20 protein-coding genes and 1 pseudogene are annotated in these 24420 nt (G+C 59.0%); 7 read left to right on the top strand and 14 right to left on the bottom strand.

Annotation, left to right across the window (positions count from 1 at the left end):
• Positions 1-228: 228 nt before the first annotated feature.
• Both recJ and NL64_RS15820 read right to left on the bottom strand, forming a co-directional pair.
• Positions 229-1938: a single-stranded-DNA-specific exonuclease RecJ gene (recJ, locus tag NL64_RS15825; protein ID WP_034149009.1), complete on the bottom strand. Its 1710-nt coding sequence runs from the start codon at positions 1936-1938 to the stop codon at positions 229-231.
• Between the two features lie 57 nt (positions 1939-1995).
• On the bottom strand, positions 1996-2538 hold the full coding sequence (locus tag NL64_RS15820; protein WP_034149008.1) for a YaeQ family protein: 543 nt from the start codon (positions 2536-2538) through the stop codon (positions 1996-1998).
• A 148-nt stretch (positions 2539-2686) separates the two neighbouring features.
• On the opposite strand from NL64_RS15820, the gene NL64_RS15815 reads away from it, so the two are divergent.
• Both NL64_RS15815 and NL64_RS15810 read left to right on the top strand, forming a co-directional pair.
• Positions 2687-3886 (top strand): CaiB/BaiF CoA transferase family protein, encoded by a 1200-nt coding sequence (locus NL64_RS15815; RefSeq protein ID WP_034149007.1) that lies wholly within the window; start codon positions 2687-2689, stop codon positions 3884-3886.
• Positions 3840-4808 carry a TIGR02285 family protein gene (locus tag NL64_RS15810; protein WP_034149006.1) on the top strand — a complete coding sequence of 323 codons (969 nt, stop codon included), beginning with the start codon at positions 3840-3842 and terminating at the stop codon, positions 4806-4808. Before NL64_RS15815 ends, NL64_RS15810 begins: the two co-directional genes overlap by 47 nt.
• Before the next feature lie 172 nt (positions 4809-4980).
• On the opposite strand, the gene NL64_RS15805 is transcribed toward NL64_RS15810, so the two are convergent.
• From NL64_RS15805 to ffh, 11 genes and pseudogenes are all read right to left on the bottom strand, one after another.
• Positions 4981-5268: a DUF3509 domain-containing protein gene (locus NL64_RS15805; RefSeq protein ID WP_034149229.1), complete on the bottom strand. Its 288-nt coding sequence runs from the start codon at positions 5266-5268 to the stop codon at positions 4981-4983.
• 161 nt (positions 5269-5429) lie between these two features.
• Positions 5430-6778, bottom strand: a pseudogene (locus NL64_RS15800) (transporter substrate-binding domain-containing protein).
• A gap of 120 nt (positions 6779-6898) precedes the next feature.
• Positions 6899-8308, bottom strand: a complete 1410-nt coding sequence (gene thrC, locus NL64_RS15795; RefSeq protein WP_034149005.1) for a threonine synthase — start codon at positions 8306-8308, stop codon at positions 6899-6901.
• 110 nt (positions 8309-8418) lie between these two features.
• Entirely contained in the window at positions 8419-9723 is a 1305-nt protein-coding gene (locus NL64_RS15790) for a homoserine dehydrogenase (protein WP_018926703.1), read from the bottom strand.
• A 134-nt stretch (positions 9724-9857) separates the two neighbouring features.
• A complete protein-coding gene (gene dsbC / locus NL64_RS15785) occupies positions 9858-10589 on the bottom strand; it encodes a bifunctional protein-disulfide isomerase/oxidoreductase DsbC (RefSeq protein WP_034149004.1) in 732 nt (243 codons plus the stop codon).
• Positions 10590-10911: 322 nt separating this feature from the next.
• Positions 10912-11808: a site-specific tyrosine recombinase XerD gene (gene xerD / locus NL64_RS15780; protein ID WP_034149003.1), complete on the bottom strand. Its 897-nt coding sequence runs from the start codon at positions 11806-11808 to the stop codon at positions 10912-10914.
• Between the two features lie 99 nt (positions 11809-11907).
• On the bottom strand, positions 11908-12258 hold the full coding sequence (gene rplS / locus NL64_RS15775) for a 50S ribosomal protein L19 (RefSeq protein WP_003175895.1): 351 nt from the start codon (positions 12256-12258) through the stop codon (positions 11908-11910).
• 45 nt (positions 12259-12303) lie between these two features.
• Positions 12304-13056, bottom strand: coding sequence for a tRNA (guanosine(37)-N1)-methyltransferase TrmD (gene trmD / locus NL64_RS15770; protein WP_034149002.1), 753 nt, complete (start codon positions 13054-13056; stop codon positions 12304-12306).
• 2 nt (positions 13057-13058) lie between these two features.
• Entirely contained in the window at positions 13059-13595 is a 537-nt protein-coding gene (rimM, locus tag NL64_RS15765; RefSeq protein WP_034149001.1) for a ribosome maturation factor RimM, read from the bottom strand.
• Positions 13596-13600: 5 nt separating this feature from the next.
• Positions 13601-13852 carry a 30S ribosomal protein S16 gene (rpsP, locus tag NL64_RS15760; protein ID WP_003198088.1) on the bottom strand — a complete coding sequence of 84 codons (252 nt, stop codon included), beginning with the start codon at positions 13850-13852 and terminating at the stop codon, positions 13601-13603.
• 250 nt (positions 13853-14102) lie between these two features.
• Complete coding sequence (ffh, locus tag NL64_RS15755) at positions 14103-15479, bottom strand: signal recognition particle protein (protein ID WP_034149000.1); 1377 nt, start codon at positions 15477-15479, stop codon at positions 14103-14105.
• A gap of 210 nt (positions 15480-15689) precedes the next feature.
• On the opposite strand from ffh, the gene NL64_RS15750 reads away from it, so the two are divergent.
• The 5 genes from NL64_RS15750 (at position 15690) to rlmF (ending at position 23772) form a co-directional block, all read left to right on the top strand.
• Positions 15690-16502, top strand: coding sequence for a cytochrome C assembly family protein (locus NL64_RS15750; RefSeq protein WP_034148999.1), 813 nt, complete (start codon positions 15690-15692; stop codon positions 16500-16502).
• Between the two features lie 12 nt (positions 16503-16514).
• Positions 16515-17747 (top strand): transporter associated domain-containing protein, encoded by a 1233-nt coding sequence (locus tag NL64_RS15745; protein WP_034148998.1) that lies wholly within the window; start codon positions 16515-16517, stop codon positions 17745-17747.
• A gap of 362 nt (positions 17748-18109) precedes the next feature.
• Entirely contained in the window at positions 18110-19426 is a 1317-nt protein-coding gene (locus NL64_RS15740) for an MFS transporter (RefSeq protein ID WP_034148997.1), read from the top strand.
• Positions 19427-19664: 238 nt separating this feature from the next.
• Complete coding sequence (locus NL64_RS15735) at positions 19665-22511, top strand: valine--tRNA ligase (protein ID WP_034148996.1); 2847 nt, start codon at positions 19665-19667, stop codon at positions 22509-22511.
• Between the two features lie 235 nt (positions 22512-22746).
• Positions 22747-23772 carry a 23S rRNA (adenine(1618)-N(6))-methyltransferase RlmF gene (rlmF, locus tag NL64_RS15730; RefSeq protein WP_034148995.1) on the top strand — a complete coding sequence of 342 codons (1026 nt, stop codon included), beginning with the start codon at positions 22747-22749 and terminating at the stop codon, positions 23770-23772.
• A gap of 194 nt (positions 23773-23966) precedes the next feature.
• Here rlmF and NL64_RS15725 read toward each other — a convergent pair whose 3' ends face one another.
• Positions 23967-24248 (bottom strand): HU family DNA-binding protein, encoded by a 282-nt coding sequence (locus tag NL64_RS15725; RefSeq protein WP_007905514.1) that lies wholly within the window; start codon positions 24246-24248, stop codon positions 23967-23969.
• Positions 24249-24420: the final 172 nt, after the last annotated feature.

Genomic DNA, 24420 nt, shown 5'->3' with positions numbered 1-24420 from the left:
CAAGGCCAATCAAGCAGTGCTTAGAGCCTAGTCGACAACCGGGGATGAGGGAGGGTTCAAGAATTGAAAACGCAGGCAACCCGCAAACAACACCGCCCTTTGTGGCGAGGGAGCTTGCTCCCGCTGGAGGGCGCAGCACTCCCAATGCCGGCTGATGCGGATCGACCTCGGCGCTGGTTTTGGGGCGGCTACGCCACCCAGCGGGAGCAAGCTCCCTCGCCACAAAGGTTAACGCGGTTCGATATGGGCAATCATCAACTGAACGGTCTCGTTACCACGAAACTCGTTAACGTCGAGTTTGTAGGCCAATTCCACCCACTTGATCGTCGGATTCGGCCAGACGTCGCGGTCGATACCAAAGGCGATCCCGTCGAGCTTGACCGAACCGCATTCACTTCTGAGGACCACTTTCAGGTGCCGTTCGCCGACGACACGCTGTTCGACCAGTTGAAATACCCCATGAAACAACGGCTCCGGGAAGTGCTGCCCCCAGGGCCCGGCATGGCGCAGCGCGCGGGCCAGTTCCAGGTGAAATTCCTCAACCGCCAGGGTTCCGTCCGACAGCAAACGCCCGGTAAGGTCTTCTTCGCGCATTTGCCTACGCACTTCAGCGTCAAAAGCTTCGGCAAACAGTGGAAAATTCGCTTCCGGCAGCGTCAGGCCGGCGGCCATGGCATGGCCGCCGTATTTGGTGATCAGGCTTGGATGCTGTGCCGCCACCACGCTCAGGGCATCACGAATATGAAAGCCCTGGACCGAACGCCCCGAGCCCTTGAGCAGGCCGTCTCCTGCATCGGCAAAGGCGATGGTCGGACGGAAATAGCGCTCTTTCATACGCGACGCGAGGATACCGATGACGCCCTGGTGCCATTCGGCATCGAACAGGCACAAGCCAAACGGCATCGATTCCACCGGCAAATCCTTGAGCTGCGCCAGCGCTTCACGCTGCATGCCCTGCTCGATGGATTTGCGGTCCTGGTTCATGCCGTCCAGTTGCGCGGCCATTTCACGGGCCAGGCCTGCGTCTTCGGTGAGCAGGCATTCGATGCCCAGGCTCATGTCATCCAGGCGCCCCGCCGCGTTCAGCCGCGGACCGACAATGAAGCCCAGGTCGGTGGAAGTAATGCGCGCATGGTCACGCTTGGCCACTTCGAGGATCGCCTTGATCCCCGGCCGGGCACGTCCGGCGCGAATCCGCTCCAGGCCTTGGTGCACCAGAATCCGGTTATTGGCATCCAACGGCACCACGTCAGCGACGCTGCCCAGCGCCACCAGGTCGAGCAATTCGCCGATGTTCGGCTGCGGCTTGTTTTCGTACCAGCCCAAGCTGCGCAAGCGCGCACGCAGCGCCATCAACACATAGAAAATCACCCCGACGCCGGCCAAAGCCTTGCTCGGAAATTCGCAACCCGGCTGGTTCGGATTGACGATGGCATCGGCCAGCGGCAGTTCGTCGCCGGGCAAGTGGTGATCGGTAACCAGCACGCTCAGACCGGCCTTTTTCGCCGCCGCCACGCCTTCGACACTGGAAATGCCATTGTCCACCGTGATCAGCAACTGCGGCTGACGCTCCAGCGCCACCGCGACGATTTCCGGCGTGAGACCGTAGCCGTAATCAAAACGGTTGGGCACCAGATAGTCGACGTGAGCCGCGCCCAACAAGCGCAGACCCAGGGTGCCCACGGTACTGGCCGTCGCGCCGTCAGCATCAAAGTCACCGACGATCAGGATCCGCTGCCGCTGCTCGAGCGCGGTCACCAGCAAATCCACGGCCGCCTCGATGCCCTTGAGTTGCTGGAACGGAATCAACCGCGCCAGACTCTTGTCCAGTTCGGCCTCGGACTGCACGCCACGCGCCGCGTACAGACGGGTCAGCAGAGGCGGAATATCACCGAGGAATGGCAGGGTGTCGGGCAGCAGGCGAGGTTCGATGCGCATGGGGTGACAGATGCTTCTCTTCAATACGTAGGATAAAACTGATGAGGCGGCGACTGATCAGCCGCGTTCGCCCTGCAGCCACTGCAACTGGACTTCATGCTGGCCACGGTCGTCGGTAACGAAGATGGTCCCTTCGCTGATCATCACGTCCCACTTGATCACTCGAGGCATGTCTTTGGCCAGGGTTTCCAGGACTTCCTGAGGCACCGCCGCGATGTTGACGTTTTTCAGGTTTTTGATCGCCGGGATCACCTTGCCTTCCCAGACGCGCAGGCTGCCGTAGGCCAACAGGCTGGTGCGCTCAGTGCGGCGCGAGCACCAGGTCAGGCGATCAGCGTCCGGTTGGCCGACTTCGATCCAGTGCAGGACACGGTCATCCAGGCTCTTTTCCCACAAGGCAGGTTCATCCACGTCCGACAGACCACGGCCAAACGACAGTTGCTCGTTGTACCAGAGGGCGTAGGCCAGCAGGCGCACCGTCATACGCTCTTCGGTTTCCGAAGGGTGACGGGCAATCGTCTGCTTGACGGTCTCGTAGACACTGCGGTCGAGGTCGGTGAGGTTCAGTTCAAACTTGTAGGTCGTGGACGGCTGGGCCATGAACGGGCTTCTTGATACGAGGAAAGTCGGCAAGTCTAACCGATGCGACAGGCAATCATCGAATTGAAGGCGATCTACCTTGAGCGCCTGACAGTCGGCTATGTTAAAACTCTGTATTCGCTCAGTCTTTTGTCCTACAGGATCCAGTATGCCGTTCACCGCCAAACCGCTCTCAGGTCTGAAAGTCATTGAATTGGGTACGTTGATTGCCGGTCCGTTTGCTTCGCGCATTTGCGCGGAATTCGGTGCCGATGTGGTCAAGGTCGAATCCCCGGACGGTGGCGATCCGTTGCGCAAGTGGCGCAAGTTGTACGAAGGCACTTCGCTGTGGTGGTTCGTGCAGGCACGCAACAAAAAGTCCCTGACCCTGAACCTGAAACATCCGAACGGTCTGGCGATCCTGAAAAAGCTGCTAAGTGAAGCGGACATCCTGATCGAAAACTTCCGCCCGGGCGTGCTGGAAAAACTTGGCCTGGGCTGGGACGTCCTGCACGCACTGAACCCGAAGCTGGTAATGGTGCGGCTGTCGGGCTTCGGCCAGACCGGACCGATGAAAGATCAGCCAGGCTTTGGCGCAGTCGGTGAATCCATGGGCGGCCTGCGCTATATCACTGGATTCGAAGACCGGCCACCGGTGCGCACCGGGATTTCCATCGGCGATTCGATTGCTGCGCTCTGGGGCGTGATCGGCGCGCTGATGGCCCTGCGTCACCGCGAGGTGAATGGTGGCCAAGGGCAGGTGGTGGATGTAGCGCTGTATGAAGCGATCTTCGCCATGATGGAAAGCATGGTCCCGGAGTTCGACGTGTTCGGTTTTATCCGCGAGCGTACCGGCAACATCATGCCGGGCATTACGCCCTCCTCCATTCATACCAGCGCCGACGGCAAACACGTGCAGATCGGCGCCAATGGCGACGCGATCTTCAAGCGCTTCATGTTGATCATCGGCCGCGAAGACTTGGCCAATGATCCAACGCTGGCCAGTAACGACGGGCGTGACAGCCGTCGCGACGAGCTTTACGGAGTGATTGATCGCTGGGTCAATTCGTTGCCCCTGGACACTGTTATTGAGCGCTTGAATCAGGCCGACGTACCCGCCAGCCGAATATTCAGTGCCGAAGATATGTTCAGCGATCCGCAATACCTGGCCCGGGAAATGTTCCTTCAAGCCAAGCTTCCGGACGGCAAAGACTTCAAGATGCCGGGGATCGTGCCGAAACTCTCTGAGACACCCGGTGATTGTGAATGGGTCGGGCCGCAACTGGGCGAGCACAACGCACAGGTACTCCAGGAGCTTGGCTATGACGCGTCGCAGATTACACAGCTGCGCAAAGACGGGGCCATCTGAGCTGAAGCGCCTGCCTGCGCGGTTCTTCACGCACAGCCTGCTGCGTAACGGGCGGGCGATGTGTGCGTTGGCGGGCGTGATTTTGACCACCCTTGTGGCTCCGCCGGCAATCGCGCAACCCAAGGAAAACCTGCTTTGGCTGAAGCGGGATCTACCGCCGCTGTTCATTTTCGACGGCCCGCAAAAAAGCCAGGGGGTGATCGATCAACTCTTGCGGCAATTGATCGCCGGCATGCCGCAGTACCAACACAGCGTGATGAAGGTCAATCGCGCACGCGGATTGCAGATGCTCCACGAGCCCGCCCTGACGTGCGATGCAGCACTTAACTGGAGCAAGGAACGCGAAGGCTGGATCGCGTTTTCCGTTCCGGTGTTCCGCGCCATGAGCAATGGCCTGGCAGTGCGGCGCATTGATCGGGAGGTGCTGACGCCTTTCATCACGAATGGCGAGGTCGACCTGGCGGCACTGCTGGCCACTGGCAACGTGACCATGGGCATTGTTGCCGAGCGCAACTACGGGGAGTTTCTCGACGTATTGATCAAACAAGCACCGCCCAAGGCGCTGACCTTGCATTACGGTAACGACGCCTTGGGCAGCCTGTTGCAGATGCAACGCCTTGGGCGCTTGCGGCTGCTGTTGGGCTATCGTCCGGAAATCCGCTACCAGGCCCAGCAGCAGGGCATCGGGGAAGATGAATTGCAGTTCTACCCGATTCGCGGCACCGGAAAATACTTGTCCGGTTACATCGGTTGCACCGACACACCCAAAGGCCGACAGGCGATCATCGAGATTAACGAGCTGCTGCGAACGCTATCCCGCGCCCCATTGAGCGAAGCCTATGCCGCTTATCTTGATCCGGAAAGTCGAAGCGAATATCTGAAGGCCGCCAAGGCGTTTTTTGAGGATCAGGCCGGGCAATGACAAATCCCGGGCAAAAAGAAACCCCGAGAAGTGGGGAGACGACTCGAGGTTAAACGTGGTCTGAAAAATAGACCCGTAGCAGCAAGCTACAAGCACCGGAGCACAATGCTTGATCCTGCTGTTAAAGGGTCTGACTGACTTGGGTGCAGGAAGGTTCCCACAAAAAATCCATTCAGTTACGGCTGGCCAGCAATTTGTCCTGGGCAGCGTTGCGCAATGCTGCGATAACGCAGGGCTCCAGGCGTCCTTCCGCGATCAGCACATCGCGATGCAACCCGTCGACCACATCCGTGAGAAGACGCTTATCGGTTAACTGGGCCTGGCTGAATTCGCGCTCGACCATCACGGCACCGGTCGAGTTCTTCAATGTCACCCGGCATTCGCCATGAATGCCTGACGGGGTCAATGTCACCTGGTACGGGCTCAGAGCCTCACCGAGCAAGAGACTGATACTTTCCAAATCGATCACCACTCAATAGTCCGAAAACAAAGTGCCTGGGGCGTGTCTACAGTAAATGACCGCTGGCCCGAGATGAAAGTTCTGAATTCCGGTGCAGATGCACCTTCGTCTCTGGTCGATTGAGCATGCATGGAAAAGATGACAGAGAAAAAACAGTCACGTCACGTCTGTCGGGTGCGCCGGCCAATATCGCTCCACCCCCCCAACAATCCTCGCAATTGGCCGTCGGCGCTGTAGAACGGCACGGTCCATTGGTAGACATCCCTGAGGCCGTTGTTGAACATCAATTGCCGCTCCTTGAAATGCCCCTTGCGATTAGCCAGCTGAGCCATGAACTCGGCGTGCAGCAGTTCCGCGGTCTCTTTGGGAAAGATGTCCAACTCAATCAGCTGCCGTCCCTGAACCTGATCAAAACGGGTCGACAGTCTCTCCTCATAGCTTTTGTTGCACATGATCAAGCGCCCTTGCAGATCACGAACGAACATCGGATCAGGCATCGCGTCCATCAACGCATGCTGGAATGCGAGCTGATCACTGAGGCTTTTTTCAGCCTCTGTCCGTTGTTTGACCAATGCGGTCAATCGACGATTCCAGAGCAAGGACAACAGACCGAACATACCGGTAATACCGACACCCCAGCAGCCCCACTCGGTCAGCCGGTGCCAGACCGTACGCGATGGCGCAGGAGCTATACCGCTGAGCCATTTCTGGCGAATGGCGCGCAGTTCTTCGGGGGGAAACGCCTCAAGCGCCTTGTTGAGGATGCTCAACAGCTGCGGCTGACCTTTGCGTGTAACCAGGTAGTCGGGATCCCACCGGCCCTCCACGATATGCCCCACCTCGAGCTGGCCCGATGGATAAAGCTGAGCGCCAATTTCGTTTTCAATGGTGGCATAGGCCTCACCGCTTTCGACCAACGCACGGGCCTCTGCGTAAGTCTTGACCAATCGCAACTCGATAGCTGGATACTCTCGGCGAATAGTGGTCTCCAGGGCATGACGAGCCGGTAACACCAGCACCCGTTTCGCCAACTGTTGCAGAGACTGCACCTTCGGTGCCTCGGCTCGCCCGACAAATACCCAACCAGCGCCACCAAATGAATGGCTGAAATCCAGATAAGCCTTGCGCTCGTCATTCATCGCCAGCGTCGTGCTCAAGTCCGCCTCGCCGTTCTCCAGGGTGGCGAGCATCTGATCGATAGAAAACGATTCGACATGAACAAACTGCAAACCGGTCATGGCGCTGATGCGGTCCAGCATATCCTTGTTCAACCCACTCCAATGGCCCTGCTCGTCCTTGAACAGGTACAACGGGTACGGCAGTGACGCGACGATGACGCGCGGATGCTCGGATGCTCGGCAATCCATCGCAACTCCCCGGCATCCAGTTCAATCGCTTTACCGAGTTCTCGTACCGCCGAATGCGCCGCCACCAGCCACTGGGAAAAACCCAGGGTACTGAGCAAAACGAGCCAGCAAGCCGCTGACCTTAACCTTTTGAAAAACAGCATTGCCACGTCCTTGATGATCCGCTCGCCCGTCCCTCCTGGGCAACTTCACGATCAGTGTGGCATGCAAAAACAAGAAAGCCCGTCAGGAGACGGGCTTCAATTTGTGACAGGTTTTGCCGGTTACAAAGGCTTACCGCGGTTGCCATGCTGACTGACAAAGGCCTGTACGGCTTTCAGATCGTTCGGTAACACGGTGCAACGCTCATCTCGCTCAAACAAATCAGAAAGATGTACAGGGAGTTCCAGCTCTTTTCCTACACCAGCTTTCTCCACCGCGTCCGGGAATTTGACCGGATGGGCCGTGCCGAGGATCACCATCGGGATATCCAGGCTGCGACGGCATTCGCGCGCGGCCTTGACGCCGATCGCGGTATGCGGGTCCAGCACTTCGCCGGTCTGCTCGTAGACCTCGGCGATGGTTTCGCAGGTTTGCGCATCATCCACGGCCAGCGAGTCGAACAGTTTGCGCGCTTCGGTCCAGCGCTCCTGCTCAACGCTGAAGCCACCGCCCTGCTTGAAGCTGTCCATCAGACCGGCAATCGCCGCGCCGTTGCGACCGTGCAGGTCGAACAGCAGGCGCTCGAAGTTCGACGAGACCATGATGTCCATCGACGGCGACAGCGTGGCGTGCAGGATTTCCTTGACGTACTGGTTGCCGCTCATGAAGCGGTGCAGGATGTCGTTGCGGTTGGTGGCGACGATCAACTGGTTGATCGGCAGGCCCATGTTGCGCGCCAGGTAACCGGCGAAGATGTCGCCGAAGTTGCCCGTCGGCACCGAGAACGACACCGAACGCGCCGGGCCACCCAATTGCAGGGCCGCGTGGAAGTAGTAAACGATCTGGGCCATGATCCGCGCCCAGTTGATCGAGTTTACGGCCACCAGGCGAGTGCCCTTGAGGAAGCCCTGGTCGGCGAAGCTCGCCTTGACCATTTCCTGGCAGTCATCGAAGTTGCCTTCGATGGCGATGTTGTGGATGTTCTCACCGAAAATGGTGGTCATCTGCCGGCGCTGCACTTCGGACACACGGTTGTGCGGGTGCAGGATGAAGATGTCGACGTTTTCGCAGTGCTTGCAGCCTTCGATGGCGGCCGAACCGGTATCACCGGAGGTGGCGCCGACAATCACCACGCGCTCGCCGCGTTTTTCCAGCACGTAGTCGAGCAAGCGACCGAGCAGTTGCAGGGCGAAGTCCTTGAACGCCAGGGTCGGGCCGTGGAACAGCTCGAGCACCCATTCGTTGCCGTTCAGCTGACGCAGCGGCGCGACGGCGCTGTGGGCGAACACGCCGTAGGTTTCTTCAAGAATCTTTTTGAAATCGGCATCCGGAATACTGCCGGTGACAAACGGGCGCATCACGCGGAAGGCCAGTTCGTGATACGGCAGGCCGGCCCAGGAAGCGATTTCTTCCTGGGTAAAACGTGGCAGGTTTTCCGGGACGTACAAACCGCCGTCGGTGGCAAGACCTGCCAGCAGGACGTCTTCGAAATTCAGGGCCGGTGCCTGGCCGCGGGTACTGATGTAGCGCATAGGGGCAAACCTTCGGTTCGGGCTTCAAGCTTCAAGCTTCAAGCTGCAAGTTCAAAGCACTGAGGCTTTTGCTTGCAGCTTGAAGCTGACGGCTTGCAGCTGCTTCTAAATTAGTTCAGATGCTCGACGCGGATCCGTACAACCGGACCGACCACGCCAGCCAAGGCTTCCAGGGCAGCGATCGCATCATTGATATGCTGTTCCAGCACGCGGTGGGTCAGCAGGATCATCGGCACCAGGCCGTCGTGTTCTTCGACTTCCTTCTGCATGATCGACTCGATGTTGATGCCGCGCTCCGACAGGATGCTCGCCACTTGCGCCAACACGCCCGGATGGTCCTTGGCCTGAATACGCAGGTAATAGGCGCTTTCGCAGGCTTCGATCGGCAGGATCGGGTGCGCCGACAGCGAATCCGGCTGGAAGGCCAGGTGCGGTACACGGTTTTCCGGATCGGAAGTCATGGCGCGAACCACGTCCACCAGGTCGGCGATCACCGACGAAGCGGTCGGCTCCATGCCGGCGCCAGCGCCGTAGAACAGGGTCGAACCGGCAGCGTCGCCGTTGACCATCACCGCGTTCATTACGCCGTTGACGTTGGCGATCAGGCGATCGGCCGGAATCAGCGTCGGATGCACACGCAGCTCAATACCGGCCGCGGTGCTGCGCGCCACGCCCAGGTGCTTGATGCGGTAGCCCAGCGCTTCGGCGTAGTTCACGTCAGCGGTGGTCAGCTTGGTGATGCCTTCGGTGTACGCCTTGTCGAATTGCAGCGGAATGCCGAACGCGATGGACGCCAGGATCGTCAGCTTGTGGGCTGCGTCGATGCCTTCAACGTCAAAGGTCGGATCCGCTTCGGCGTAACCCAAGGCTTGGGCCTCGGCCAGCACGTCTTCGAAGGTGCGACCCTTCTCGCGCATCTCGGTAAGGATGAAGTTACCGGTGCCGTTGATGATGCCCGCCACCCAGTTGATGCGGTTGGCGGACAGGCCTTCGCGGATCGCCTTGATCACCGGGATGCCACCGGCCACGGCCGCTTCGAACGCAACGATCACGCCCTTCTCGCGGGCCTTGGCGAAAATTTCGTTACCGTGAACGGCGATAAGCGCCTTGTTCGCGGTGACCACATGCTTGCCATTCTCGATGGCCTTGAGTACCAGCTCACGGGCAACGGTGTAGCCGCCCATCAGCTCTATAACGATGTCGATCTCAGGGTTCGTGGCCACTTCGAAGACATCGTTGGTAATCGCAATACCGGTCGTTTGGAACTGAGGCTTTGGCGTGCGCATGGCAATTTGTGCCACTTCGATTCCACGCCCGGCACGACGAGCAATTTCCTCGGCGTTGCGCTGAAGTACGTTGAAGGTACCGCCACCGACGGTTCCTAACCCACAGATGCCTACTTTGACCGGTTTCACTGTGAACTCCCCATAAAACGGCCGACTCGAGGCCGGCCGTAAAAACAACCGCGTGCTCGCGGTTCTCTATTAATGGCCCGGCAAATGTTGCTGCCGGACCATGATCGTCAAAGGCTGGCCGTGACGATGCGAATTTACTTCGCGCCCAGCGCCAGTTTGGCGACTTGTGGCGCAGGCTGGTAGCCCGGAATGACCTGACCATCAGCCAAAACGATGGCCGGTGTACCGTTCACGCCAATCGACTGGCCGAGGGCGAACTGCTTGGAAACCGGGTTATCGCACTTGGCGGCCTTGATTTCCTTGCCGTCGACCATTTTGTCCATGGCCGCTTTCTTGTCTTTCGAGCACCAGACCGCTTGCAGCTGCTCGTCACCCGGCGAGCCCAGACCCTGGCGCGGGAATGCGACGTAACGCACTTCGATGCCGCGCTTGTTCAGCTCGGGGACTTCGGCGTGCAGTTTGTGGCAGTACGGGCATGTGGTGTCGGTGAACACGGTGATGTGCGACTTGGTTTCGCCGATAGCCGGGTAGACGACGGTTTCTGCGACAGGGATTGCGTTGACCAGTTTGGAAACGCCCAGGCGCTCGGTCTTTTCGGTCAGGTTGACCGGTTTGCCGTCCTTGAGCTGGAACATGTAGCCCTGCACCACGTACTGGCCATCGGCGCTGGCATAGAGCACGCGGCTGCCTTGCAGCTTGACCTCGTAGAGACCTGGCAGAGGACTAGCGGAAATGCTTTCTACTGGCACTTCGAGCTGGAGGTTTTCCAGGCTTTTACGAATGGCTTTGTCGGCCGCGTCATCGGCGACGGCAAAGGTGCTGACCAACGCAATGGCGGCGGCGGCGAAAATCTGGGTCAGACGCATGAGAACTCCTGAAGGCGGACAAATGGAACGATCAGAACGCCCGTGCCGAAACACCGGGTCATAACCGCCCATCGTGCAAACCGGCAAAGCCTACCACATAAGGGCTGTGTGACCGAATGCGCCTGTCGCAAGACATCGCACGATGCAGATCTGGAAATTCTGCTGTGGCGAGGGAGCTTGCTCCCGCTCGGCTGCGAAGCAGCCGCAAACTCACCAAGCCAATGTTCCTGATTGACCGCGTCGAATGGTTTTGGGGCCGCTGCGCGACCCAGCGGGAGCAAGCTCCCTCGCCACAAAAGCCACAGCCCCCAATAGTTATCGACTATCCGCGCGGGTGGTGTTTGGCATGCAGCTCTTGCAAGCGCGCCCGGGCGACGTGGGTATAAATCTGCGTAGTCGACAAATCGCTATGGCCGAGCAGCATCTGCACCACGCGCAAATCCGCGCCATGGTTGAGCAGATGCGTGGCGAACGCATGGCGCAAGGTGTGCGGCGATAGCGATTTGCCGATCCCCGCGACTTTCGCCTGATGCTTGATTCGGTGCCAGAACGTCTGGCGCGTCATCTGCTCGCCGCGCTGACTGGGAAACAACACATCACTGGGACGCCCGCCGAGCAGTTCGCCACGGCCATCGCGCATGTAGCGCTCGACCCAGACAATCGCCTCTTCGCCCATCGGCACCAGACGCTCCTTGCTGCCCTTGCCCATCACACGCAGCACGCCCTGACGCAGATTGACCTGCTCAAGCGTCAGGCTGATCAGCTCCGTCACCCGCAGGCCACAGGCGTACAGGACTTCCAGCATGGCCCGATCGCGCTGACCAATGGCTTCGCTCAGGTCCGGCGCTTTCAACAACGCTTCCACGTCGGCTTCCGACAAGGATTTCGGAAGCGGCCTACCGAGCTGTGGCATGTCGATGCGAAGGGTCGGATCGACAGCGATCAGCTTTTCCCGCAGCAAATAGCGATAGAACCCACGCACACCGGAAAGAAATCGCGCGGTTGAGCGAGGTTTGTAATTTTGCTCCAGGCGCCAGGCGAGGTGATCGAGGATCAGTTCGCGCCCGGCGTTGATCAGCTCCAGCCCCTTTTCCTGCAACCAGCCGTTGAACAAGGCCAGGTCGCTGCGATAGGCATCTCGGGTGTTGTCGGAAAGACCTTTTTCCAACCACAGGGCGTCGAGGAATTGGTCTATCAATGGATGATCAATGGCAGGCATAAAGGCTCAGGCAAGACCGGAAAAACGGTCAACGAAGATAAATCGCAGGCAACAAAAAAGCAGCCCGTAGGCTGCTTTTTTCTGCATCGGAAGCTGGACTTAAGCCAGTTTTTCCTTGATGCGAGCTGCTTTACCGGACAGGTCACGCAAGTAGTACAGCTTGGCTTTACGTACGTCACCGCGACGTTTAACGGCCATGCTGTCGATTTGCGGGCTGTAGGTCTGGAAAGTACGCTCAACGCCAACACCGTTGGAGATTTTACGAACGGTGAAAGCACTGTTTACGCCGCGGTTACGCTTGGCGATAACAACACCTTCGAACGCTTGCAGACGCGAACGGTCGCCTTCCTTCACTTTCACCTGAACGACAATGGTGTCGCCCGGGGCAAAGGTAGGGATCTCTTTGGTCATCTGCTCTGCTTCGAGTGCAAGGATGATTTTGTTAGTCATGCTGTGCTCCTAAGGTAAATCGTCGGATCTACCATCGATACGTTGTTAACTATCGTCCCGCTCGCGGATGTATTCCTCGAGCAGCTTCTTCTCTTCTCCAGAAAGCGAGCGGCTTTCCAGAAGATCGGCGCGTCGTTCATAGGTCCGACCAAGGGACTGCTGTAAACGCCAACGCCGGATGTGCGCGTGATTGCCACTTAGCAATACGTCGGGAACACGCTGATCCGCATACACCTCCGGTCGGGTGTAGTGCGGGCAATCCAGCAAACCATCCGTAAAGGAATCTTCCTCGGCGGAGTCCGCATGCCCTAAAGCTCCAGGCAGCAGTCGTGTAACCGCATCGATCAGGACCATCGCCGGCAGCTCGCCGCCAGACAGTACATAGTCGCCAATCGACCACTCTTCATCGACATGAGCATCAATAAAACGCTCGTCAATGCCTTCATAGCGGCCGGCAATCAGGATCAATGCATCCAGATTCGCCAACTCGCGTACCGCCGACTGAGTCAGTTGACGGCCTTGGGGCGACAGGTAAATCACCTTCGCGCCCTCCCCGGCGGCTGCCTTGGCGTGAACCAGAGCGTCTTCCAGGGGCTTGATCTTCATCACCATGCCCGGACCACCGCCAAACGGGCGATCGTCCACAGTGTGATGTCGATCCGTCGTGTAGTCTCGCGGATTCCAACAGGTGAGCTGCAAGAGCCCCTGTTTCACCGCACGACTGGTGATGCCGTACTCGCTGATGGCGGAGAACATCTCGGGAAACAAACTGATCACTTCTACGCGCAAATTAGCCACGCTTAGAAGTCCGCGTCCCAATCCACCTTCATCTCGCCTGCTGCCAGGTCGATGGCCAACACGCATTGCTCGGTATAGGGCAACAGGCGTTCGCGATCATCCAGGCTGCCAGCGCAAGGCTTGACCACCATTACATCATTCGAGCCGGTCTCCAGCAGGTGATCGATCTTCCCGAACAGTTGTCCGAGGGTGTCGATGACCTTGAGACCTTCCAGCTGGTACCAGTAGTACTCGCCGTCGGTCAGTTCAGGGAACAGGTTGCGCGGCACGCAGATCTCATAACCGGCCAGAAGACGAGCTTCTTCACGATCATCGAGACCCTTGAGCTTTGCGACCAGGAACTTGTCATTCCCGCGTCCGCTGACCAGCTCTACCTGCTTTACATTGCCGTCACGCTTGAGCGTCCAGGTTTTGTAGTCCAGCAGGTTTTTAATCGGATCAGTAAAGGAGTACACCTTCACTTCGCCGCGAACGCCGTGAACAGAATAAATCTTGCCGATAACGATCAAATCATCAGCAACAGCTGGCGTCGCGTTCATATTGCTCAGGCCGCAGCCTTAGCAGATTCCTTCAACAACTGAGCAACGCGCTCAGAAGGTTGTGCACCAACGCTCAGCCAGTAGGCTACGCGCTCTTGGTTCACGGACAGACGAACTTCTTGACCACGAGCAACAGGGTTGAAGAAACCAACCTGTTCCTTGTGCGAACCGTCGCGCGGGTTGCGGCTGTCGGTTACGGTCAAGTGGTAAAACGGGCGCTTTTTGGAGCCGCCAAGGGCAAGACGGATTGTTAGCATGTGAACATCGTTCCTGTAGTCGGTGCTGCAAATCTAAAGGCACAGCGGGCATAGGTGCCCGAAAGGCCGCATATTCTAAGGAATATCCGGACTTTTGCAAATGACTTTTTCCGGCGGCCTATCGGACGCCATGCAGATTTGCTATAGAGCCGTCGTTGAAAACGGCCGGTCAGCTCCCGCCAAGTGCGGGTTTGCTGTAGATCCCGCTTCCTTGCGGGTCTGCGCCGGTGCGATGACCGGCGCGGATTCTTTACATTTTCGGCATGCCGCCGCCGGGCAACATACCGCCCATGCCGCGCATCATTTTGGCCATTCCGCCTTTCGCGGAGAATTTCTTCATCATCTTCTGCATCTGCTTGTGCTGCTTGATCAAGCGGCCGATGTCCTGCACCTGAGTGCCGGAGCCCATGGCGATACGACGTTTGCGCGAACCGCTGATCATCTCAGGGTCGCGGCGCTCGGCCGGGGTCATGGAGTTGATGATGGCTTCCATCTGCTTGAATTGCTTCTCTGCCGCACCCTGGGCGTTGCCCATTTGCGCCAGGTTCACGCCACCCATGTTCGGCAGCTTGTCCATGAGCCCGCCGAGGCCGCCCATGTTCTTCATCTGTTGCAGCTGATCACGGAAGTCTTCGAGGTCGAAGCCCTTGCCCTTTTTCAGCTTCTTGGCCAGTTTGTCGGCTTTGTCCTTGTCGAGCGTCGCTTCCGCCTGCTCGATCAGGCTGAGCACGTCGCCCATGCCGAGGATGCGCGAAGCAATACGCTCAGGGTGGAACGGATCGAGCGCTTCGCTCTTTTCGCCCATACCGATGAACTTGATCGGCTTGCCAGTGATGGCACGCACCGACAGCGCGGCACCGCCACGGGCGTCGCCGTCGACCTTGGTCAGGATCACACCGGTCAGCGGCAGTGCATCGCCGAAAGCCTTGGCCGTGTTGGCCGCGTCCTGGCCGGTCATGGCATCAACCACGAACAGGGTTTCTACCGGGTTGATCGCGGCATGCAGCGCCTTGATCTCGCCCATCATCTCTTCATCGATGTGCAGGCGACCGGCGGTATCAACGATGACCACGTCGATGAATTTGAGTTTTGCTTCCTTAATAGCCGCTTGCGCGATATCGACCGGTTTTTGGCTCAGGTCGGACGGGAAGAAGGTTACGCCAACTTCACCGGCAAGCATTTCCAGCTGCTTGATCGCCGCCGGACGATAAACGTCCGCGGACACGACCATGACCGACTTCTTCTTGCGCTCTTTAAGGAAGCGCGCGAGCTTGCCGGCGGTGGTGGTTTTACCAGCGCCCTGCAAACCGGCCATCAGGATAACGGCAGGAGGAACGGCACTCAGGTTCAGGTCTTCGTTGGCCGCGCCCATCAGGCTTTCGAGTTCGGCCTGAACGATCTTCACAAAGGCCTGGCCCGGCGTCAGGCTGCGCGACACTTCGGTGCCGACAGCGCGCTCCTTGACCGAATTGACGAAGTCCTTCACCACTGGCAGGGCGACGTCGGCTTCGAGCAACGCCATGCGCACTTCGCGCAGGGTGTCTTTGATGTTGTCCTCGGTCAGCTTGGCCTTGCCGGTGACATGGCGCAGCGTCTGCGAGAGACGGTCGGTTAAGTTTTCAAACATTGCGCGATCCTTTCAGGCCCTGTGTAGACCGGGATAATGGCGGCCCGGACCGGACTAAACGTGTGCTCGGCGAGCCTGCGGCGTGGGCAGGTCGCGGATTATAGCGAAGAGTGCGGCCGGCGGACACCTCGCCGTCAGCTTGTCTGGTCTTTCGTGCGGCGTGGGTTCTATGCCAAACTCAGCGCCTTTCGGGCTTGCCTAACAGGACTTATGCTCCCCTTGTCACCCAGTTTGCTTACTACTCTCGCCGCCGCCTGTTTATATGCCGCTGCGACTCTCTATCAGGGCACTCGTCTGGCCACCGGCGCCAAGGCGAACAAACGCCTGCTGGTCACGCTCGGCGTGCTTGCGGTACTGGCCCACAGCGCCAGCCTGTTCACCCACCTGCTGACGCCGATTGGCCTGGGCCTGGACTTCTTCAGCGCCGCCAGCCTGATTGCCGCTGCGGTCATCGCCCTGACGCTCTTGGCCTGTTCGCGCATTCCAGTGGAGAACCTGCTGGTATTGCTGTTTCCCCTCGGAGCGCTGACCGCCCTTCTCGCGCAGTTCGCCCCCGCCGGCACCGTGCAGATCATCGACGAGGCGCCGGGCATCCTTGCCCACATCCTCCTGTCGATCCTCGCCTATGGCATGTTTACCATCGCGGTGTTCCAGTCGCTGTTGCTGCTGGTTCAGGACCATCAGCTCAAGCACAAGCACCCGTCCGGACTGATCAAGAACTTCCCGCCGCTGCAAACCATGGAAAGCCTGTTGTTTGGCTTCCTCTGGGCCGGCTGGACGCTGTTGTCGCTGTCGTTGATCTCGGGCTGGCTGTTCGTCGAAAACCTGTTCGCGCAACATCTGGTGCACAAAACCTTGCTGGCCTGCCTGGCCTGGATTGTCTTCAGCGTGCTGCTCTGGGGCCGTAACCGCCTCGGCTGGCGCGGACACAAGGCCATTCGCTGGACCCTTGCCGGTTTTTGCCTGTTGATGCTGGCGTATTTCGGCAGCAAGCTGGTTCGTGAATACATCCTGCACATCTGACGGGCGGCATTAATGGACGACTTGCCCTTAGGGCCGATGCTTGCAGTAGTAATCGTGTTGCTTCTCTGGTCGGGGCTGTTCACCGCCATTGAAGCCGCTCACCAGCATGTGCTGGCCCAGCGCAACGCCTCACGCTCAAGCGACCAGCCGCTGGCCAGACTTGGCTTCCCGCTCAATAGCCTGATCTTCTGCAATACCCTGTGCCGCACACTGCTGGTGGTCATCTGCACCTTGCTGGCGATTTTCACCTGGGCCGAAAACGGTCCGTGGCTGGCGTGCATGGGTGCCGGCGCCGCGGTACTGGTATTTGCCGACTACCTGCCGCGCGCCCTCGCCGTGCGCCATCCGGACGCAATCCTGGCGCTGGGTAACAACCTGCTGCGCATTCCCCTGAAGATCCTTTACCCGGCTGCCTGGCTTCTGAATGCCATCAGCCAGTTACTGCTGCGCCCGCTCGCGCGCAAGGCCAAGGTGGTGCAACAGAGCGACGACGAGATACCAGTGGAGCGCCGTGACGATCACGAAACCGTTTGCCGTCCACATTCGCTACCGGGCATCCATGCGCTGGATAACATCACGGTCAACGACATTCTGGTACCGCGCAGTGAAGTCGACGGAATCAACCTCGACGACCCGATCGAGGAAATCATCGAACAACTGCGCCACAACAAACGCACGCGCCTTCCGGTGTTCCATAGCGATATCAACCAGGTCGAAGCGGTACTCAACACTCGACAAATAGGCCATTTGCTAGCTGATGGCAGCCTGACGCTGGAAGCACTGCTGGAGGCCAGCCGCGAACCGTACTTCGTGCCGGAAAGCACCCCGCTACAACTGCAACTGCTGAACTTCCATAAACAGCAGCGGCGCCTGGGCATGGTGGTCGACGAGTATGGTGAAGTGCTCGGCATCGTCACCCTGGAAGACATTCTCGAAGAAATCGTCGGCGAATTCGAAAGCCAGCAGAGTCTGAACAACCCGCACATCCATCCGCAGGCCGATGGCCGTTTGGTGATCGATGGCGCGGCCTCAATTCGCGAACTGAATAAAAGCCTCGGTTGGCACCTGCCGAGCGACGGCCCGAAAACCTTGAACGGCTTGGTGACCGAAGCATTGGAAACCATCCCCGAGAGTGCGGTTTGTCTGAAGATTGGTCGGTATCGACTGGAAATTCTCGAGACCGAGGAAAACCGGGTGACACGGGTGTTGATCTGGCAGACCAGTTCGAAACCTGTAGTTATCTGAGAGAGCCGACACTATCAACTGTGGCGAGGGAGCTTGCTCCCGCTGGACTGCGAAGCAGTCCCTGGCTTTTTGCGGCCGCTGCGCGCCCGAGCGGGAGCAAGCTCCCTCGCCACAGGAAACCTCATTCATCCGCCTCTTGTTGAATCATTAGCCACCTTCCTATAATCGAGCGGCTTACCCAAGCCTCGCCGCCCCCGTGCTTACCCCGCACTCCGCAGGTTCCGGCCAGACCATTAGATACGTCCGCATCAAACCGACGACTGTTCCTACCTGGAACAGCGACCGCGCCTCCACCCACATCCCTGGGTATTCGACCATAATAATTCGCTCCACTGGGGCACATGACTGTCAGGGATAACCGCATGACGACCAGCACGACTTACAGCGATTCCACACCCGCGCAACCGACGAACTCCGCCACCCGCGTGGCCACCGCGAGCTTCATCGGTACCGCCATCGAGTTCTACGACTTTTACGTCTATGCCACTGCTGCCGCGCTGGTGATCGGGCCGGTATTCTTTCCGCAAACCTCCGGCACGGCGCAGATGCTGTCGGCCTTCCTCACGTTCGGCATCGCCTTCCTTGCCCGACCGCTGGGCTCGGCGCTGTTCGGCCACTTCGGCGACCGCATCGGCCGAAAATCCACCTTGGTAGCCTCCCTGCTGTTGATGGGTGTGTGCACCACGCTGATCGGCGTACTGCCGGGTTATGACAGCATCGGGGCCTGGGCGCCGATCCTGCTTTGCGTCTTGCGCTTCGGCCAGGGCCTGGGGCTGGGCGGTGAATGGGGCGGCGCAGCCTTGCTTGCCACCGAAAATGCGCCAAAGGGTAAACGCGCGTGGTTCGGCATGTTCCCGCAGCTCGGCCCATCCATCGGTTTTCTGGCGGCGAACGGACTGTTCCTGACCTTGGCCATGACCCTGGACGACGAACAGTTCCGTTCCTGGGGCTGGCGCATCCCGTTCCTGCTCAGCGCTGCGCTGGTGATGGTTGGTTTGTACGTTCGACTCAAGCTTCATGAAACACCGGTCTTCGCGAATGCCGTCGCTCGCCAGGAACGGGTGAAAATCCCGCTGGTCGAGCTATTCAGCCAATACTGGATGCCGGTGCTGTTGGGGGCAGGCTCCATGGTGGTGTGCTATGCGCTGTTCTACATCTCGACCGTGTTCTCGCTGAGTTATGGCGTCGCGACGCTCGGCTACAGCCGCGAAACCTTCCTCGGCCTGTTGTGCTTCGCCGTGCTGTTCATGGCGGCGGCCACGCCACTGTCGGCATGGGCCAGCGACCGTTACGGGCGCAAACCGGTGCTGATCATCGGTGGCGTGCTGGCGATTCTGTCCGGCTTCCTGATGGAACCGCTGCTGACCCAGGGTTCGACCTGGGGCGTGGCGTTGTTCCTGTGCATTGAACTGTTCCTGATGGGCGTGACCTTTGCGCCGATGGGCGCGTTGCTACCGGAGTTGTTTCCAACCCACGTGCGTTATACCGGCGCCTCGGCTGCCTACAACCTGGGCGGGATTGTAGGGGCTTCGGCGGCGCCGTTCTTCGCACAGAAACTGGTGGCCATGGGCGGACTGAGTTATGTCGGCGGGTATGTGTCCGGGGCGGCGGTGCTGAGTTTGATTGCGGTGCTGTGCCTGAAGGAAACGCGGCATAACGATTTGAATCGCATCGCCTGATAGATCGCTATCGCGGGCGAGCCCGCTCCCACAGAGTTAGTGTCGATCACAAAATAGCTGTACGACACATAACCTGTGGGAGCGGGCTTGCCCGCGATGGCGTCTTCACTGACAAAGACTCTCCCCGGAAAACCACAATTTTCCCCCGCCCATTGTCACCTCGCTCTACGCGCATCGGCTCATCCCCGCTATACTTCCCGGCTTTTCCTGAATAAATGCCAATAGGGTCCCGCCGCGCATGGATAAGACCTACCAGCCGCACGCCATTGAAACTTCCTGGTACAACACCTGGGAGTCAGAGAATTACTTCGCCCCGCAAGGCGCGGGCGAGTCCTACACCATCATGATCCCGCCGCCGAACGTCACCGGCAGCTTGCACATGGGTCATGGCTTCAACAACGCGATCATGGACGCCCTGATCCGTTTCCGTCGCATGCAGGGCCGCAACACCCTGTGGCAGCCGGGCACCGACCACGCGGGTATCGCCACGCAAATGCTGGTGGAGCGTCAACTCGAGGCCCAAGGCCAGAACCGCCACGACCTGGGCCGCGACAAATTCCTCGAGAAAGTCTGGGAGTGGAAGGATCAGTCCGGCGGCAACATCAGCCGTCAGATCCGTCGCCTCGGTTCGTCCGTGGACTGGAGCCGCGAGCGCTTCACCATGGACGACGGCCTCTCGGAAGCCGTGAAAGAAGCATTCGTTCGCTTGCACGAAGACGGACTGATCTACCGCGGCAAGCGCCTGGTTAACTGGGACACCAAGTTGCACACGGCGATTTCCGACCTTGAAGTGGAAAACCACGACGAGAAAGGTTTCCTGTGGAACCTCAAGTACCCACTGGCTGACGGCGCCAAGACCGCTGAAGGCAACGGTTTCCTGATCGTCGCGACGACTCGTCCGGAAACCATGCTCGGCGACTCCGCCGTGGCGGTTAACCCGAACGATGAACGCTACAAAGCCCTGATCGGCAAATTTGTCGAGCTGCCGCTGGTCGGCCGCCGCATCCCGATTATCGCCGACGATTACTGCGATCCAGAATTCGGCACCGGCTGCGTGAAAATCACCCCGGCCCACGATTTCAACGACTACGAAGTCGGCAAGCGTCATAACCTGCCGCTGCTGAACATTTTCGACAAGAACGCTAATGTCCTGCCGGCCGTGCAGGCGTTCAACCTCGATGGCAGCCTGAACGAAACGATCGACGGCAAGATCCCGGCCGAATACGCCGGCCTCGACCGCTTCGAAGCGCGCAAGCAGATCGTCGCTGCGTTCGACGCTGCCGGCCTGCTGGTCAGCGTCGACGATCACGCCCTGAAAGTACCGAAAGGCGATCGCTCCGGCACCATCATCGAGCCGTGGCTGACTGACCAGTGGTACGTGTCCACCAAGCCATTGGCCGAGCCTGCGATTGCTGCCGTTGAAGACGGACGCATCCAGTTCGTGCCGAAACAGTACGAAAACATGTACTTCTCGTGGATGCGCGACATCCAGGATTGGTGCATCAGCCGTCAGCTGTGGTGGGGCCACCGGATTCCGGCCTGGTACGACGAGTCGGGCAAAGTCTACGTCGGTCGCGACGAAGCCGAAGTGCGTGCCAAGCACAACCTGGGCCCGGACGTAGCGCTGCAACAGGACAACGACGTTCTCGACACCTGGTTCAGTTCCGGCCTGTGGACGTTCTCGACGCTCGGCTGGCCTGAGCAGACCGAATTCCTGAAGAAATTCCACTCCACCGACGTGCTGGTGACTGGCTTCGACATCATTTTCTTCTGGGTTGCCCGGATGATCATGCTCACCATGCATTTGGTGAAAAACGAAGACGGCACGCCGCAGGTTCCGTTCAAGACCGTGTACGTACATGGTCTGGTGCGAGATGGCCAAGGCCAGAAGATGTCCAAGTCCAAGGGCAACGTCCTTGACCCGCTGGACATCATCGACGGCATCGAATTGGAAGAACTGGTGCAGAAACGCACCTCCGGCATGATGCAGCCGAAACTGGCGAAGAAGATCGAGAAGCAGACCCGCGAAGAGTTCGCCGAAGGCATCGCCAGCTATGGCACCGACGCCCTGCGCTTCACCTTCTGCTCGCTGGCGTCCACCGGTCGCGACATCAAGTTCGACATGGGCCGCGTCGAAGGCTATCGCAACTTCTGCAACAAGATCTGGAACGCGGCGCGCTACGTGCTGGACAAGGGCGAAGACTGCGGCCAGAACGGCGAAGCCTACGAACTGTCGCTGGCTGACCGCTGGATCATTTCGCAGCTGCAACGCACCGAAGCCGAAGTGACCCGTCAGCTTGACCAGTTCCGTTTCGACCTCGCCGCACAAGCCTTGTACGAGTTCATCTGGAACCAGTATTGCGACTGGTACCTGGAACTGTCCAAGCCTGTGTTGTGGGACGAAAACGCGCCGGTTGAACGTCAGCGCGGCACCCGTCGCACCCTGGTTCGCGTACTGGAAGTGGCCCTGCGCCTGGCGCACCCGTTCATGCCGTTCATCACCGAAGAAATCTGGCAGCGCGTCGCGCCGCTGGCCGGAATCGAAGGCAAGACGATCATGCTGCAACCTTGGCCAGTGGCCAATGAAACACGCATCGATCAGGCCGCTGAAGACGATATCGAATGGCTCAAGGGCTTGATGCTCGGCACGCGTAACATTCGTGGCGAAATGAATATCGGCCCGGGCAAACCGCTGCCGCTGTTCCTGAAGAACGTCAGCGCTGAAGATCAGCGTCGTCTGACCGAGAACGAAGCCCTGCTGAAGAAGCTGGCGCGCCTCGAATCGATCACCGTGCTGGCAGCCGGCGAAGAAGCACCGCTGTCCGCCACTGCACTGGTCGGCGAGATGGAAGTGCTGGTGCCGATGGCCGGCCTGATCGACAAAGGTGCTGAGCTTGCGCGTCTGGACAAGGAAATCCAGCGTTTGCAAGGTGAAGTGCAGCGCGTCGGCGGCAAGCTGTCCAACGCCGGTTTCGTTGACAAGGCACCAGCCGAAGTCATCGAGAAAGAACGCGCCAAACTGGCCGAAGCCGAACAGGCTCTGGGCAAACTGGCGGAGCAACATGCGCGGATTGCCAGCCTGTAACGGCAAATCGCAATGAAAAAGGGAGGCCCATGTGGCCTCCCTTTTTCATACCCCGCCACAAATCCCCCTGTAGGAGCTGCCGCAGGCTGCGATCTTTTGATCTTGTTTTTTTAAGAGCAAGATCAAAAGATCGCAGCCTTCGGCAGCTCCTACAGGGATACAGGGGGCACGCCGATTGTGGTGGGATGTGGGACAATGCCCGTCACTTTTAGCCATACCCGAATCGACCACACCCATGACCGCCCCCCGCACACCCAAACCTGCGCGTAAAAAGCCCGAATCCGCGACCCCGGCCAAAGCCGTGGAGCCACGCGAAAAGGCCAGCCTGCACCCGCGCAACCGCCATCAGGGTCGCTACGACTTCCCGGCACTGATCAAGACCACGCCGGAGCTGGCGAAGTTCGTGATCATCAATCCGTATGGCAAGGAAAGCATCGACTTCGCCAGTCCGGATGCGGTGCGCGTATTCAACCGGGCGTTGCTCAAGTCGTTCTATGGCATCGCCCATTGGGACATTCCCGCGGATTACCTGTGCCCACCGGTTCCGGGCCGTGCGGACTACGTGCACTTCCTCGCCGACTTGTTGGCCAGCGGCAATGACGGCGTTATCCCGCGTGGCGCTGCGGTGAAGGTACTGGACGTGGGCATGGGCGCCAACTGCGTGTATCCGTTGATCGGTCATAGCGACTATCGCTGGCAGTTCCTCGGCTCTGAAATCGACGCCACGGCCCTGGCCTCCGCCAAAGCCATCGTGCAATCCAACGGGCTGAACAAGGCCATCCAGTTGCGCCAGCAGAGCAATCCCAAGCACATCTTGCTGGGTCTGCTCGAACCCGGCGAACGTTTTGACCTGACCATGTGCAACCCGCCATTCCACGCCTCGCTGGAGGAAGCAACCAAGGGCAGCACGCGTAAATGGCGCGCGCTGGGCAAGGCCGATCCGAAGCGCAAACTGCCGGTACTGAACTTTGGTGGCCAGGCGGCCGAGCTGTGGTGTGAAGGTGGCGAAGCGCGTTTCGTGACGCAACTGATCGCCGAGAGTGCGCAGGTCAGCCAGCAGGTGTTGTGGTTCAGCACCCTGGTGTCGAAAGCCTCGAACCTGCCGACGATCCAGACTGCGCTGAAAAAAGCCGGTGTGCTGGAAAGCCAGGTCGTGGAAATGTCCCAAGGGCAGAAGCAGAGCCGCTTCGTGGCCTGGACCTTCAAGACCAAGTCCGAACAGCAGATCTGGCGTCGCGAGCGTTGGGCGCAGAAAAGCTGAGCCATCACACAATTCAACTTTAGGAGCGAACCTGCTTTCGATGAGGCCCTGTCAGCCAACATCTATGTTGAATGACCCACCGCTATCGCGAGCAGGCTCGCTCCTGCATTGATTCGATGTGTTTGCGAGCAAATCGCAGACACAAAAAAACCGTGCCCGGATCGCTCCGGCGCACGGTTTCTTTTTAACAAGTCTTACTTGTTAACAGCATCGGTCAGGCCTTTGGCCACAACCAGCTTGATCACTTTCTTGGCAGCGATTTCGATGGCAGCGCCAGTCGAAGGGTTACGGCCAGTACGGGCAGGACGCTCAGTCACTTTCAGTTTGCCGATACCTGGCAGAGTGATTTCGCCGCCGTTTTCCAGCTGATCGGCAACGATTTGGCCCAGTTGGTCCAGAGCGTTACGCGCGGTGGTTTTCGGCGCGTCGATAGCTTCAGCGATGTCGGCGATCAGTTGGTCTTTAGTAAGAGCCATGTAGTGTTCCTTCCCTATCAAATTCATATGGATTGCAGAGTGCAATGTCAGCCATCGAGCCCGATCTTCTGGATCTGGCACCCTCGGCGAAATAACCTCGGGATCGGGGTTATAGATACCGAAATCAGGGTTTGGTTCGACCTGACAAAAGCTGACTGCAGGCTTAACGCAG

The organism is Pseudomonas fluorescens, from assembly GCF_000802965.1.
In the GTDB taxonomy this organism is placed as follows: domain Bacteria; phylum Pseudomonadota; class Gammaproteobacteria; order Pseudomonadales; family Pseudomonadaceae; genus Aquipseudomonas; species Aquipseudomonas fluorescens_A.
This window is presented reverse-complemented; position numbering and strand designations above follow the sequence as displayed.

What these genes read in the sequence shown, in the direction of transcription:
- recJ (WP_034149009.1), bottom strand. Translation starts at nt 1,938, where the DNA reads ATGCGCATCGAACCTCGCCTGCTGCCCGACACCCTGCCATTCCTCGGT.
- NL64_RS15820 (WP_034149008.1), bottom strand. Translation starts at nt 2,538, where the DNA reads ATGGCCCAGCCGTCCACGACCTACAAGTTTGAACTGAACCTCACCGAC.
- NL64_RS15815 (WP_034149007.1), top strand. Translation starts at nt 2,687, where the DNA reads ATGCCGTTCACCGCCAAACCGCTCTCAGGTCTGAAAGTCATTGAATTG.
- NL64_RS15810 (WP_034149006.1), top strand. Translation starts at nt 3,840, where the DNA reads ATGACGCGTCGCAGATTACACAGCTGCGCAAAGACGGGGCCATCTGAG.
- thrC (WP_034149005.1), bottom strand. Translation starts at nt 8,308, where the DNA reads ATGCGCTACATCAGTACCCGCGGCCAGGCACCGGCCCTGAATTTCGAA.
- dsbC (WP_034149004.1), bottom strand. Translation starts at nt 10,589, where the DNA reads ATGCGTCTGACCCAGATTTTCGCCGCCGCCGCCATTGCGTTGGTCAGC.
- xerD (WP_034149003.1), bottom strand. Translation starts at nt 11,808, where the DNA reads ATGCCTGCCATTGATCATCCATTGATAGACCAATTCCTCGACGCCCTG.
- rplS (WP_003175895.1), bottom strand. Translation starts at nt 12,258, where the DNA reads ATGACTAACAAAATCATCCTTGCACTCGAAGCAGAGCAGATGACCAAA.
- rimM (WP_034149001.1), bottom strand. Translation starts at nt 13,595, where the DNA reads ATGAACGCGACGCCAGCTGTTGCTGATGATTTGATCGTTATCGGCAAG.
- rpsP (WP_003198088.1), bottom strand. Translation starts at nt 13,852, where the DNA reads ATGCTAACAATCCGTCTTGCCCTTGGCGGCTCCAAAAAGCGCCCGTTT.
- ffh (WP_034149000.1), bottom strand. Translation starts at nt 15,479, where the DNA reads ATGTTTGAAAACTTAACCGACCGTCTCTCGCAGACGCTGCGCCATGTC.
- NL64_RS15750 (WP_034148999.1), top strand. Translation starts at nt 15,690, where the DNA reads ATGCTCCCCTTGTCACCCAGTTTGCTTACTACTCTCGCCGCCGCCTGT.
- NL64_RS15745 (WP_034148998.1), top strand. Translation starts at nt 16,515, where the DNA reads ATGGACGACTTGCCCTTAGGGCCGATGCTTGCAGTAGTAATCGTGTTG.
- NL64_RS15740 (WP_034148997.1), top strand. Translation starts at nt 18,110, where the DNA reads ATGACGACCAGCACGACTTACAGCGATTCCACACCCGCGCAACCGACG.
- NL64_RS15735 (WP_034148996.1), top strand. Translation starts at nt 19,665, where the DNA reads ATGGATAAGACCTACCAGCCGCACGCCATTGAAACTTCCTGGTACAAC.
- rlmF (WP_034148995.1), top strand. Translation starts at nt 22,747, where the DNA reads ATGACCGCCCCCCGCACACCCAAACCTGCGCGTAAAAAGCCCGAATCC.
- NL64_RS15725 (WP_007905514.1), bottom strand. Translation starts at nt 24,248, where the DNA reads ATGGCTCTTACTAAAGACCAACTGATCGCCGACATCGCTGAAGCTATC.